Raw genomic sequence first — 13112 nt, 5'->3', positions numbered from 1 at the left:
AGGCTGGTTTTAGCTGCTGGTTTGGTTGGTTCAAATGGATCTACGGAGAAAGTTACCGGAAGGGCTTTGAATGTGCCAATATCAGGAGGAAAAAAACTGCAGGTAGGCTCTGAGTTAATGACTGGTCAATTCTATTTTTAAAACTTTCAGATCATGGTAACCCCGAATTGATTTACATCCACGAAGTGCTTACATTTATCAATAGCATTGTTTGTGATGATCAGGGCGTTTTACCTACTGTTGTTCCTCTTTTTGATGGTGCATTGCAAGGCTCCGTTGCAGCGAGCGGCATGTCCGGAGGTGTTTCTTGTCAAAAAACAAGTGCGGGACAGACCACCCCGACAGTTGTTTGCAAGGTCACGGGTCATCAACAGGCCAGTAAGACCCATTCCATCCAGGGGAATGGATGAGTATCCGATGCTCGCGTCCGCATCAGGTCAATTCATGATTGAGCCTCCCGAACCAAATTTCAGTGTGTACTTACAGTTGCTGCCGCATGAAGCGTCTGATTTCAGCACACAGCCAGATGATCCCGAAACAGAAGAGATGAACCAGCCACTGAAAGTAGTGGCAGATACACTCAAACCAATTCCTGTAGACCCTAACTACAAAAAAGCAAGAACGCTCGGTCACGTATCATTTTGGACTTCATGGGCTTTTCCTTTGTTTCTGGTCAGTATCATTACCGGGGCCTTATCCCTGAAATCGTACCAGAAAACGGCCAATAAGAAAGGAAAAACACTCCCGATCCTGGGCATTATCCTTGGGGTGCTGGGAGGTTTAATCTCGCTATTGTTTCTGCTGATAATTTGGGCGTATTCCACCTACCAAGGGGGCTGATGATGCCTCAGGAGTCTGCGGTGGAATAGAAATACAACGTTTTGCCTATGTCTGCTGAGGCGATGGTGCCTTGTCTTTTGAGTCCCAGTTTCTCCAACAGGCTTTGTGATCTGATATTTTCTGGTGAAGTGATTCCCAGGATGAGCTCCAGGTTGAGTGTATGGAGGCCATAGTCCATGATTTTGAGAGCTGCCTCAGAGGTATATCCCTTTCCTTCATATGCCGGGAGCACCGCAAACCCAATGTCTGGGGCATCCAGGTAGTCCCTTTTCACAAAACCACACATGCCGATGGGCGTGAGGCTGGTTTTGAGTACCATCTTATAGAGGCCATAGCCATACTGTTCGTAGGTTTTGAGATAATTATTTTGAATGTAGGCATTGGCATCCTCCAGATTTCTGATGGATCTGTCCCCAATGTACTGGATCCATGTGGGGGTGTTCATCAGCTCCAGGACAAACGGACCATCGCTGAGGGTAACTTTTTCTATGATAAGGCGATGGGTGGAGAGAAATGACATGGTATTAATAGAGTATCAACCTTTAATTCTCCGTTGTAAATACGTAACTAATAATGTTAGCGCCCATTTTGAGGGCTTTTAAGCGTACTTCCTGCGGATCATTGTAGATCACCTGATCCTCCCAACCGTTGCCGAGATCGCTCTCGTAGGAGTAGAAACACACCAGACGACCTTCATGGAAAATACCAAACCCCTGAGCTGGCTTGCCATCATGCTCGTGGATTTTAGGAAGCCCTTCCGGGAAATCATATTTCTGATGGTAGATGGGATGGTCAAAAGGGAGCTCCACAAAGTTGAGGTTTGGAAAAACCTTACTCATTTCCAGTCGAATGTACGGATCCAGCCCGTAGTTGTCGTCTATATGCAGAAACCCACCTGAGGTGAGGTAGTTCCTTAAATTCTCGGCCTGCTGACTGCTGAACACCACATTGCCATGCCCGGTCATGTACACATAGGGAAACAGAAACAGGTCAGGGCTGCCCACTTCCACAATTTCTTCTTCCCGGGCAATGTCTGTTTTCAGATACTCATTACAGTACGCGATCAGGTTGGGCAAGGCAGTTTTGTTAGCATACCAGTCCCCTCCGCCATCATATTTCAGCTTGGCCACTCTGAGCGTTTGTGCCTCCACGGGTTGCGTGGCAAGTACCAACAGGCAGGAGAATAAGGTATTAAAAAGACATTTCCACATACGAGGGCAGAATTTACTCAAATTTAACCGTTTAGGGAACTTTGATTACACGCCTAATAGCGCTTCTACCTGTTCCCACTTCAGTTGTGTGAAGTCATCGATGATCAGGTCCGCCGAGAGTTCTTTACGTTCATGAGAGGTGGCCAGTGCAATGACCTTGGCACCCGCTCTTTGACCCGCTTTGATGCCTGAGAGCGCGTCTTCGAATACGATACACTTCTGAGGTTCTCTCTTGATCATCTCTGCACACTTCAGGTATACTTCAGGTTCGGGTTTACCCTTTGTAACCATACTATCATCTACCACACCCACAAAGTACTTACGTAGGTCTAGCCCGTCCAGGGTGAAATCCACGTTTTCTTTTGGAGCGGAGGTGCCTACGACCATTGGAATGTTTTTCGATCTGGCCAGTTCCAGGAATGGGATCAGCCCCTTGGTGGCTTCCCTGTGCTCGGCATAAAGCTCCCGGTAGATGGCCTCTTTTTCTAACCCGACACTTAGTGCCTGACTTTTGTCCAGTTCCCCATCGAAGATGATTTCCATTAGCTCCATGAGGGTGCGGCCGTTCATTTTCTCCCGATAGTACTTTCGGGTAATTTTCACATTGTACTTTTTGGCCAGTTTTTGCCAGGCCAGATAATGGTATTCATTGTTGTGCACAATAACACCGTCCATATCAAATATCAGTCCGATCATTCAAAAATCTCTTCTATAGGTGCGCCGGTCACGGCGGCATTGGGAATGGAAATATTCAGCAACATCGCTAGTGTAGGGGCAATGTCAGTAATGTAGGTTTTCTCTACGGTAGCTCCTTTTTTGATACCAGCCCCAAAAAAGAGCAGGGGCACATGGGTGTCATAGGAATATCCGGTGCCATGTGAAGCGCCTTTTAGCCCGTAGGTGTTAGTAAGGTAGCCAGGTTTCATGAACAGGAGTACGTCTCCGGAGAGCTTACGGTTATAGCCATTTTGCAAATTGGTACGCATAGGGTCTGAATAGTCCATGGTAGCCAGGCTCGTGGCGGTGAAAGCCTCCGCAACAGCAGGGATTTTCATGGCCGCTTCCGCAAACGCTTTTTGGATGATTTCCAGGTCCAGTCCGGCTGAGTCGATCAGGTCGCGGTTGAGGAATATCTGGTCATTGGACATGCTGAGTAAATAATCTCCTTCACCCAGATTTTGAGCTACTGCATCTGCAAAAATCTCTTTTACCTCATCGGTATCGATGTACCCGCCGGGAAGGCCGTGATCTAATAAAAACTGAGGATTAGCCACTACTCCGTGGTCTGCAGTGAGGAAAACCACATATTCACCGGCACCTATTTCCTTATCAAGATAAGCCAGGAAGTCCCCAAGGTCCTTGTCGAGTCTCAGGTAAGTGTCTTCCACCTCTACCGAGTTGGGACCGAAGTTGTGCCCTACATAATCCGGGGATGACAGGCTGACTGCTAGAAAATCCGTGATCTGGTCAGTACCAAGTTTTTCACCCTTAATAGAAGCTTTCGCCAAATCGAGTACCAGCGAATTACCAAAAGGTGTAGAGCGGATAAGTCCGTAGGGGCCATTTTGTTCTCTGAGTACCTTCAGGTCATATGGGAAGGTAGGGGTATCCTTGCCTTCAAAGCCATATTCATAAGGGCTGTCATCAGGAGTGCTTTCTGTGTACTCAGCTATGGGCAGGAGGGTATTCCAGGTTTGATTGGAATATTTATCTACCAGCTTCTTTTGGTTGAAATCTACCACCCATTGTGGGAGGGCGTCCATATAGAAGTCTGAGGTCATAAACTCTCCCGTACGGGAGTCATACCAATACGCCCCATCAGAGGAGTGGCCGGCAGGAAGGACTGCCCCGCGATCTTTGATGGAAACTCCTACCACTTTGGATCTGAAGTTGGTGGTTAACTTAAGCTCATCGGTGATGGTGTTGACGAAGAGGTTTTTGGGTGATATTTTGCCACTCAGGGCACTTCCGCCAACGTTGTTGGCAGCAGTGTCGCCCACGCAATACACAGAGCGACCCAACACCCGGCTGTACCAGTCATTGCCAATGATGCCGTGATACCGCGGCGTGGTGCCCGTGTAAATGGAGGCATGGCCTGGTGCAGTGTAGGTTGGTATGTAGTTGTAGTGGTTGTTTCGGGCTTCAAATCCATCTCTGATCATCCTTTTGAATCCGTCGTTTCCATATTTGGATTCAAATCGCTGGAGGTATTCATGCCGCATTTGGTCTACGACGATTCCAACGACCAGCTTTGGTTTTTTGGTCTGAGCAAGTACCCCAAGGGAGGGCAATAGAAAAAGGATCAGGATGAGTTTTCGCATCGGCTCTTTTTTTTTGTACAAAACTAGGAAGCTCGTATTACTTATAGGTGATTACAGGGTTAAATGTTTAATTGTGATAGCGATGAATGAGTTCGGCCACCAGGCCAGTCCAGCCGGTCTGGTGTGAGGCGCCAAGTCCTTCACCTGTGTCACCATTGAAATATTCGTAGAACAAAATGTAGTCCTTGAAATGGGGATCGGTTTGAAACTTCTTGTTGCCCACATAGACTGGGCGCTCCCCATTTTCATCTTTCATGAAAATTTTCATTAATCTCAAGCAGATCTCACGGGTGACATCCAGCAGGGTGTGTTTCACTCCACTGCCTATAGGAAATTCTACCAAATAGTCTTTTCCATAGTAATGCGAATATTTCAACAGAGACTCCAAAATGAGGTAATTAACCGGAAACCAGATGGGGCCACGCCAGTTGGAATTACCCCCAAAGAATGAGGAGTCAGACTCTCCAGGCAGGTAAGCCACCTCCAGTTTTTGACCGTCTATTTCAAGTTTATATGGATTTTTGAGGTGAAACTTTGAGAGTGCCCGGATACCATACTTTGAGAGAAACTCGTTTTCGTCAGACATTCGCTCAATGATTCTTTTCATTCGGAAACCCCTAAGGATGCTGAGCAGGCGATGCTCACCTTCCCCTGGTTCCTCCCAGCGGGCCACCAGGGAGGCCAGTTTCGGACGTTCTTTCAGAAAGAAATCCAGCCGTTCTCTAAACTCCGGCAATCGGCTGTAAACCTCAGTTCTCAGAATTTCAATCGCAAACAGAGGGATCAATCCTACCATGGAGCGCACCTTCATCCGCTGGTTGGGTTGGTCCGGCGTGTGCATCACGTCGTAGTAGAAATTATCTTCATCATCCCAAAGGTCCACATCTGTGTCTCCGATGCTGTTCATGGCTCCGGCTATGTAGAGGAAGTGTTCGAAAAACTTCACAGCCATATCCTGGTACACAGGGTACTCCATGGACAGATCCAAAGAAATGCGAAGCATGTTCAGTGAAAACATGGCCATCCAACTGGTGCTGTCTGCCTGCTCCAGCCTGGCATCTTCCACCACTGGGTGATTTCTGTCGAACACCCCAATGTTGTCCAATCCAAGGAAGCCACCTTCGAACACATTGTTTCCTTCTTTGTCTTTTCGGTTCACCCACCAGGTAAAGTTGATGGAGAGTTTGTGAAATGCCCTTTGAAGAAAGTCAAAATCGGGTTTTCCGGTAGTTTCCCGGTCAATCTGGAAAACACGCAGGACTGCCCATGCATGTACTGGCGGATTCACATCACTAAAATTCCACTCATAGGCGGGTATTTGACCATTCGGGTGCAGGTAGCGGTCTTTTAGAAGGAGCAGGAGCTGATCCTTGGCAAAGTCAGGGTCTATCCTTGTGATGGGTATGCAATGAAATGCCAAATCCCATGCTGCGAACCAGGGGTACTCCCACTTGTCCGGCATAGAGAGAATATCATAGTTATATACATGCTGCCAGTCGGAGTTTCGCCCCTTTTTTCGGGAAGCGGAGGGCTTCATTCTGCCCGGGTCGCCGTGTATCCAGTTTTTGATGTTGTAGTAATAGAATTGTTTGCTCCACATCATACCCGCGAAGGCCTGGCGCTGTATGTTTTTAAGGTCTTTGTCGATCACCCTGGCCTGGATGGACCTGTAGAAACTATCCGCCTCTGCTATTCTTTTTTCCAGCAGCTCCTGATAGTCTGAGAATGGCTGATCCAGGGCTTTGGCAGACATCCTTATCTCCACAGTTTTAGAACCCTTAGCGGGCACTGTTACTTTAAAGTGAGCAGCTGCTTTGGTGCCCTTCTTTTGGGGGTTAATGGTCTTCTTTCCGTTGACGATGTAATCATTGATTGCATCCTTGGGATAGTTGGACTGCTTGTTAGGAACCCCATAGAGCCTCACTCTGTTAGTGGCATTGTCACAGTACATCTGCTCCTTCACTTCCCCGCCAAAGTAGACATGATAGTCTCCCAGCAGGTGGTGTTTGATGAGCATTTCTGTGGCGCTCACTTGCAAAATTTCAGGGATATGGGAGTCCCTGCCGGAAGACCATGTATTGCGAAACCAGAATGTGGGGAGTAGGGTCAGCTCTGCTTCTTTATCACTTCTGTTGTGCACTTCTGCTCTCAGGAGAAAATCATCAGGGGCACCTTTGGCATACTCCAGAAAAATATCGAAATATTCGTCTTTATCAAATACTCCGGTATCCAGGATTTCATATTCCCGTTGTTTTTTAGTCCGCTTCAGATTCTCCACCACCATATCTGAGTAAGGGAACTCATTGATAGGATACTTATAGAGCATCTTCATATAAGAGTGGGTAGGCGTGCTGTCCAGGTAGAAGTAGAGTTCCTTTACGTCCTCGCCGTGATTACCTTCATGACCTGTGAGGCCAAATAATCGTTCCTTAAGGATTTGATCTTTCCCATTCCAGAAGGCCCACGCAAAGCAAATTCGCTGATCCGAATTACTGAATCCGCCGATACCGTCTTCACCCCATCGGTAAGACTTGCTTCTGGCCTGATCGTGGACAATACTTTCCCAGGCGTTGCCAGATTCAGTATAATCTTCGCGCACAGTGGCCCATTGTCTTTCAGATAAATATGGACCCCATTCTTTCCAGGAAATACCCTTCCTACACTCTTCTAACCGTTTTTCTTCCTGTGTCATACGTCAATTTTCAGCGGGCTAATCAAAGTAAATTTGGGGATAATTCAAATCGAAGTAAAAAATCAATTTAGCGTTTGCTTGAATCTGCTAATTTTGCGGGATGACAGACAAGATTCTCATTCTGGACTTTGGTTCTCAATATACACAACTCATCGCTCGCAGGGTACGCGAGCTCGATGTTTATTGTGAAATTCATCCTTTCAATCACTTTCCCGACCCGGACGAATTTACCAAGGGAATCATCCTATCGGGGAGTCCTTGCTCGGTTTTGGATGAAGGTGCTCCTGATCTGGACATCAAAGCCCTGGAGAAATATCCCATTTTGGGCATCTGCTACGGCGCTCAGCTCTTGGCGCACAAGCACGGTGGGGTGGTGACACGCTCAGAGCACCGGGAGTATGGCCGGGCTAAGCTGGCGCACATCAATGCGCACTTTGATCTGTTGAAAGAAATAGAAATAGGAAGTCAGGTATGGATGTCTCATGGGGATACCATCACAGAACTTCCTGAGGATTTTCAGGTAATTGCCAATACGGAGAGTATACCAGTGGCAGCCTACAAGGTAGAAGACAAACCCATTTATGGGATTCAGTTTCACCCCGAGGTGACACATAGCCTGGATGGTAAGACGCTGCTTCGAAACTTCGTAGTGCATATCTGCGCTGCTTCGCAGGACTGGACAGCGGATATTTTCGTGGAAAATACGGTACGTGGGCTGCAGGCCAAACTGGGCAATGACAAAGTGGTGATGGGACTTTCCGGTGGAGTGGACTCCTCGGTAGCAGCCACGCTTATTCACCAGGCCATCGGCAAGAACCTCTATTGTATTTTTGTGGATAATGGCTTACTCAGGAAAAATGAATTCGAGCAGGTGCTGGAGTCCTATGAAGGTATGGGGCTCAATGTGAAGGGAGTAGATGCCAAGGAGGAATTTTATGAAGCCCTGAAGGGGCTCACTGATCCGGAAGATAAAAGAAAAGCCATCGGTAGGGTGTTTATTGAGACCTTTGACCGGGAGTCGCATAAGATTAAGGATGTGAAATGGTTGGGGCAGGGCACCATCTATCCTGATGTGATTGAGTCTGTGTCTGTCAATGGACCTTCCGTTACCATCAAATCACACCACAATGTAGGTGGATTGCCTGAGAAGATGAATTTGAAAGTGGTGGAGCCGCTGAATTTGCTTTTCAAGGATGAAGTAAGAAATGTGGGTCGGGCGCTGGAAATCTCCAATAATATTTTAGGAAGGCATCCTTTTCCCGGGCCTGGGCTGGGGATCAGGATTCTGGGAGACATTACTGCAGAGAAAGTAAGAATCCTTCAGGAAGTAGATGATATCTTTATCGGTGGTCTTAAACAAGCCAAACTCTATGATCAGGTGTGGCAAGCAGGGGCCATGCTGTTGCCGGTGCAATCAGTAGGAGTAATGGGTGATGAGCGTACTTATGAGCAGGTGGTGGCATTGCGAGCGGTCGCCAGCCTTGATGGTATGACGGCCGACTGGGTACACCTTCCATACGAGTTTTTGGCTGAGGTGTCCAATAAAATAATCAACAAGGTGCGTGGCGTAAACAGAGTGGTGTACGATATTAGCAGCAAGCCACCAGCGACCATCGAGTGGGAATAATTTTGATTGAATCTAAACCAGCGCTATTGTGAAGAAGTATTTGCTCTTATCCGGGATGTTATTGGTTTGTGTGCTTGTGCATGCACAGCGTGAACAGGCGGAATACCTGGAGGCCAAGCGTCTTTTCAATAATGCTCAATATAGCAGTGCAAAGGCGGCTTTTTCGGCTTTGTCACAAAGCGAAGTTTTTGGCAGGCATGCCTCTTTTTATTTTGGACTTTGCGCCTTTCAGCAAGAAGACTTTGCGGTAGCCAAGGATATGTGGCGGCAGGTACTCATCCAGTTTCCTACGTGGGATCAGAAACCAGAAGTCTTGTATTGGCTGGCTTACGCCAATTTCAAGACGGGGGATTTCAGTAAAGCCCTGGAATACAGTGCTCAGCTGACCAATGAGTCCCTCAATGCCGGTGCTGAGGAGCAGATGATTGCTACGTTTATTTCACCATTGGACCTTGCTGAGGTAGATTCTTTGTATAATGAGTACCCGGAAAGTAAGCCATTGGCTCAGGTATTGGTGAAGAAACTGAATGCGGCCACCTATTCCGAACGTGACATTCAACGCATCGATGCGCTAATCACGGAGTGGGGTTTTGATATTAATACCATTGCGGCGTACGAATTACCCCTCGTGCGGAAGGAAGTGTACAATATCTCAGTAGTCATGCCTTTTTTGTATGAGTCGCTGGAAAATACATCGGTGATTACTCAAAACAGCCTGGTGATGGACATGTATCAGGGGATGTTGATGGCAGCGGAAGACCTGACCAGGAGAGGGGAGCCGGTGAATATTTTCCCTTATGATACCAAAAGGAAGGCGTCGGAGACCCGAAGAATTCTGGAAAGCAAAGGATTTGAGAATACCGATTTGATCATTGGCCCCCTTTATCCGGAGCCCAATGCCTTAGTGGATCAATACTCTATAGCTAATAAGATCAATAAATTCAATCCGCTTTCTTCCAATTCAGATGTGGTAGGGGACAATCCGTTTTCATTTCTGATGCGTCCCAGCTATGAAACGATGGCTGTGAAATGTGCTGAGTTTGCCATTGCTGAAAATAAGAACCCTTATGCCATGATCTTTTATGAGCAATCAGCCCGGGATTCCGTCTTTGCGGCTGTCTATAAGCAGCAGTTAGAAGATGCCGGATTTGAGGTAGTACTTTTTCGGGAGATCACGAGGGATAACTCTCGCCAGCTCCTCGATACCCTGTGGGCACAGTATGATCATTATATGAGCCGGGAAGAGGCCGATTCAATTCAGGAAATCCGGGGACGGTTTGTGAAAAGCAGAAGAATTCGTAGGGATGAAATGGAAAGAATGTCCCGTAATCCAGACTTTGTGTTACCCATCAGCTATGATGATGATCAGAATCGGATTGTCTATTATGAGAAACTTTTCCGCATTGCACCGGACAGTATCGGTCACATTCTTGCAGCTACACGAAGTAACCTTTTTGCCAATAACCTGATCAGCGCCGTGGAGACCCGTGGGGACAGCATGCGTCTTTATGGCTATGGCGACTGGCTGGACTTTACCATGCTCTCGTTTAATCAGCTCGACAGGCTGGGTGTGGCATTGAGTGATCCCGATTACAAGGATCGAAACAGCTTTTACTACCGTGACTTTCAGGATCGGTTTATCGCCAAATATAAAACCAGGCCATCCGTGAACCACCTGAGGGGGTATGAACTGGTTTATTTTGCCGGGCATATGATGCACACTTATGGTAAGTACTTCCAGACCGATTTACGCAGTGGAGTGTATAGAAAAGGGCGAATTTTTGAGGGGTTCAGGTATGGTGTGGCCAATGACAATCAGGTGGTGCCAATGGTACGGTTCAAGGATGCAAAATTAGAAGTAGTCAACAGGGAAATGTATGAAGATTGAAAAGAGTAAATCGCTTTTTAGCAGGGCAAAAAATTACATACCGGGTGGAGTTAATTCACCCGTTCGTGCTTTCAAGGCAGTAGGTGGAGATCCCATCTTTTTCAAATCAGCCAAGGGAGCACACATGATGGATGAGGATGGAAACTCCTACATTGACATGATCAACTCCTGGGGGCCGATGATTCTTGGTCATGCCAATCCACTGGTGGAGGAAGCGGTGATCAAGGCGATTCAAAATTCACCATCTTTTGGTGCTCCGGGAGAGCGCGAGGTGTTGATCGCCGAGCTGATCTGTGAGCTGGTGCCATCCATAGAGCGAGTAAGAATGGTGAACTCAGGGACTGAGGCCACCATGTCGGCCATCAGAGTGGCCAGGGGATACACCGGGAAAGATAAGTTCATCAAATTTGAAGGGTGCTATCATGGGCATGGGGACTCGTTTCTGATCGCTGCCGGGAGCGGTGCCATGACGATGGGCACGCCGGACAGTCCGGGAGTAACGGCCGGTACGACCAAAGACACGCTACTCGCCCCTTACAATAATCTGGAGGCAGTGAAGGAAATTGTGAGCAATCACAAAGGTGAAATAGCAGCCATTATTATTGAGCCTGTGGCCGGTAATATGGGCTGCGTGTTGCCTGCGGCAGGTTTTCTGGAAGGACTCAGGGAAATATGTGATCAAGAAGGCATCGTCCTCATTTTTGATGAAGTAATGACGGGGTTCAGACTCGCCCGGGGTGGAGCTCAGGAGCGGCTTGGAGTGATCCCTGACATGACTACTTTGGGGAAAATTATAGGTGGAGGCCTGCCGGTGGGGGCCTACGGAGGAAAGAAGGAAATAATGGATTTTGTGTCACCTCAGGGTCCCGTATATCAGGCAGGTACCCTTTCGGGAAATCCTGTGGCCATGGCGGCAGGATACACGATGCTTCGGTACCTGAGTGAGCACCAGGAAACTTATGGTAAACTCGAGTCCAATACCAAAAGAATCGTTTCCGGCTATCGCGAAACCCTGAACGTGCTGGGTTTGAATTATACCATCAACCAGATAGGGAGTATGTATAGTCTGTTTTTCACGGATCAGCAGGTGGTGGATTTCGAGTCTGCCAAGCGCTGCGATACCGCACTTTTCGGAAGCTACTTCAATAAAATGCTTGATCAGGGGATTTACCTGGCGCCATCACAGTTCGAAACCCTGTTTGTGTCAGCGGTACTTTCTGATGATGACATTGATCAGATTATCCGGGCCAATGATGAGAGCTTAAAATCCCTGGTTAATTGAATTATCTCCTGTCAAGGGTTTGATAAATTATTTCCCATTCCTCACTCAGACTTACCGTGGGGAATGGCTTACCTGCCCGGTGATACCAGTACCGGGCGTTGGAGAGATCACCCTCTTTGCGATGAAGGTAGGCATGAATCCAGGCAGCTTCCGGACTGCTCAGGTCCTGGATCAAGTCGTGCGCCTGCTCCCAGTTTCCTTTTTGATCTTCGGTAAGGGCTTGCAGGTAGATGGCATTATTCATCGTTTGAATATTTGATGGGTTTCAGAAACTGTAAAGAACTAAAATCTCAGACATACCACCAATTTTTACCGGGCATCAGGCCCAGGTTCGTAAGGTATTTCTCTATTTGGCCTCTTTCCTTAGGATTCGGGTACACCGCCACTATGATCTGAGGGTTTTCCAGGTTTTCTATTTTGCGATAGCTTTTCAGGTCATGCCAGATAAAGGGAATTCCGTGACGGCTCAGGATTTCTGTTGTTAGTTTCCCCTTTGGATTTTTACCCCAAACCACCAGGTGAGGGGTGTGTAAATCCATCTCAATGAAATGCTTGATTTTCAGTTCAAAAAAAGCCTTTTGAGTATAGTGATCGGAGGTTCTGGAGGTACGGGCACTGTGTTCCCTCCATAGGAGCATCACCTCTGGTAGGGTCTTTACCTTAAATCCAGATTGATACCATTTAAGGGTGAGGTGATAGTCCTCGGGATACTGCAGGTCTTCGAATGCTTTGATTTCTTCCAGTTCCGCCCTTCGGGCCATCCAGTTGGGGGAAGCAATGACGCACTCACGGTAGATATTTTGCCATTGTGTGCCCGAGCGATTCACCTCATTGAGCCACTGCTCGTACTTCTGATAGCCACCACTTACGGGCTGCCCAGAGAAGTACCTGACCAGCGCGGTAACGATGGTTTTGGGCTCCGAAGCCTCCAAAAGTGCACTCATTTTTTGTATGCGGTCAGCGGGCATCACATCATCTGCATCCATTCTGGTTACATACTCACCGGTGGCTAGCCCAAAGGCCTGGTGCAGTGCCGGCACAATACCTGTACCTGTATTTTGGTAAGGCCTGATGCGAGAGTCCTTGGCCTTGAACTCCTGTAGTATTTGGTCACTTGAGTCGGTTGAGTGGTCATTAATAACCAGCAGTTCCCAATCGCCTGAGGTTTGATTTTGAATACTTTGAATAGCCTCTTCGAGGTATTTGGCAGCATTTTTCACCGGCATGATGATGGAAACCTGGCCCATTTTA

At 47.6% G+C, this 13112-nt stretch carries 11 protein-coding genes; 4 read left to right on the top strand and 7 right to left on the bottom strand.

Annotated features, from left to right (window positions below; genetic code table 11):
* Positions 1-216 precede the first annotated feature (216 nt).
* Entirely contained in the window at positions 217-840 is a 624-nt protein-coding gene (locus tag RIH33_RS04445) for a hypothetical protein (protein ID WP_406653965.1), read from the top strand.
* Positions 841-847: 7 nt separating this feature from the next.
* On the opposite strand, the gene RIH33_RS04440 is transcribed toward RIH33_RS04445, so the two are convergent.
* The 5 genes from RIH33_RS04440 to RIH33_RS04420 form a co-directional block, all read right to left on the bottom strand.
* A complete protein-coding gene (locus tag RIH33_RS04440; RefSeq protein WP_406653964.1) occupies positions 848-1360 on the bottom strand; it encodes a GNAT family N-acetyltransferase in 513 nt (170 codons plus the stop codon).
* Between the two features lie 22 nt (positions 1361-1382).
* Positions 1383-2051: a DUF4159 domain-containing protein gene (locus tag RIH33_RS04435; protein ID WP_406653963.1), complete on the bottom strand. Its 669-nt coding sequence runs from the start codon at positions 2049-2051 to the stop codon at positions 1383-1385.
* Positions 2052-2096: 45 nt separating this feature from the next.
* Positions 2097-2747, bottom strand: a complete 651-nt coding sequence (locus RIH33_RS04430; protein WP_406653962.1) for an HAD family hydrolase — start codon at positions 2745-2747, stop codon at positions 2097-2099.
* A complete protein-coding gene (pafA, locus tag RIH33_RS04425) occupies positions 2744-4372 on the bottom strand; it encodes an alkaline phosphatase PafA (RefSeq protein WP_406653961.1) in 1629 nt (542 codons plus the stop codon). The genes RIH33_RS04430 and pafA overlap by 4 nt, the downstream gene beginning before the upstream one ends.
* A gap of 67 nt (positions 4373-4439) precedes the next feature.
* Complete coding sequence (locus RIH33_RS04420; RefSeq protein WP_406653960.1) at positions 4440-7064, bottom strand: MGH1-like glycoside hydrolase domain-containing protein; 2625 nt, start codon at positions 7062-7064, stop codon at positions 4440-4442.
* A gap of 100 nt (positions 7065-7164) precedes the next feature.
* On the opposite strand from RIH33_RS04420, the gene guaA reads away from it, so the two are divergent.
* The 3 genes from guaA to hemL are packed head-to-tail and all read left to right on the top strand — an operon-like array spanning position 7165 to position 11861.
* Complete coding sequence (gene guaA, locus RIH33_RS04415; protein WP_406653959.1) at positions 7165-8691, top strand: glutamine-hydrolyzing GMP synthase; 1527 nt, start codon at positions 7165-7167, stop codon at positions 8689-8691.
* Positions 8692-8719: 28 nt separating this feature from the next.
* The gene (locus tag RIH33_RS04410; protein WP_406653957.1) at positions 8720-10579 is read left to right on the top strand and encodes a hypothetical protein; all 1860 of its coding nucleotides are present in this window, start codon (positions 8720-8722) and stop codon (positions 10577-10579) included.
* Positions 10569-11861, top strand: coding sequence for a glutamate-1-semialdehyde 2,1-aminomutase (gene hemL / locus RIH33_RS04405; RefSeq protein ID WP_406653956.1), 1293 nt, complete (start codon positions 10569-10571; stop codon positions 11859-11861). Before RIH33_RS04410 ends, hemL begins: the two co-directional genes overlap by 11 nt.
* A 1-nt stretch (position 11862) precedes the next feature.
* Here hemL and RIH33_RS04400 read toward each other — a convergent pair whose 3' ends face one another.
* Complete coding sequence (locus RIH33_RS04400; protein WP_406653955.1) at positions 11863-12105, bottom strand: hypothetical protein; 243 nt, start codon at positions 12103-12105, stop codon at positions 11863-11865.
* Between the two features lie 46 nt (positions 12106-12151).
* Positions 12152-13108 carry a glycosyltransferase family 2 protein gene (locus RIH33_RS04395; RefSeq protein ID WP_406653954.1) on the bottom strand — a complete coding sequence of 319 codons (957 nt, stop codon included), beginning with the start codon at positions 13106-13108 and terminating at the stop codon, positions 12152-12154.
* Positions 13109-13112 lie beyond the last annotated feature (4 nt).

The sequence above is a fragment of the Marinoscillum sp. genome (assembly GCF_040222955.1).
Taxonomy (GTDB): domain Bacteria; phylum Bacteroidota; class Bacteroidia; order Cytophagales; family Cyclobacteriaceae; genus Marinoscillum.
This window is presented reverse-complemented; position numbering and strand designations above follow the sequence as displayed.

Bases quoted from the DNA above. Each gene is read 5' to 3' on its own strand.
- hemL (WP_406653956.1), top strand. From the start codon at position 10,569: ATGAAGATTGAAAAGAGTAAATCGCTTTTTAGCAGGGCAAAAAATTAC.
- RIH33_RS04395 (WP_406653954.1), bottom strand. From the start codon at position 13,108: ATGGGCCAGGTTTCCATCATCATGCCGGTGAAAAATGCTGCCAAATAC.
- RIH33_RS04445 (WP_406653965.1), top strand. From the start codon at position 217: ATGATCAGGGCGTTTTACCTACTGTTGTTCCTCTTTTTGATGGTGCAT.
- guaA (WP_406653959.1), top strand. From the start codon at position 7,165: ATGACAGACAAGATTCTCATTCTGGACTTTGGTTCTCAATATACACAA.
- pafA (WP_406653961.1), bottom strand. From the start codon at position 4,372: ATGCGAAAACTCATCCTGATCCTTTTTCTATTGCCCTCCCTTGGGGTA.
- RIH33_RS04430 (WP_406653962.1), bottom strand. From the start codon at position 2,747: ATGATCGGACTGATATTTGATATGGACGGTGTTATTGTGCACAACAAT.
- RIH33_RS04435 (WP_406653963.1), bottom strand. From the start codon at position 2,051: ATGTGGAAATGTCTTTTTAATACCTTATTCTCCTGCCTGTTGGTACTT.
- RIH33_RS04400 (WP_406653955.1), bottom strand. From the start codon at position 12,105: ATGAATAATGCCATCTACCTGCAAGCCCTTACCGAAGATCAAAAAGGA.
- RIH33_RS04420 (WP_406653960.1), bottom strand. From the start codon at position 7,064: ATGACACAGGAAGAAAAACGGTTAGAAGAGTGTAGGAAGGGTATTTCC.
- RIH33_RS04440 (WP_406653964.1), bottom strand. From the start codon at position 1,360: ATGTCATTTCTCTCCACCCATCGCCTTATCATAGAAAAAGTTACCCTC.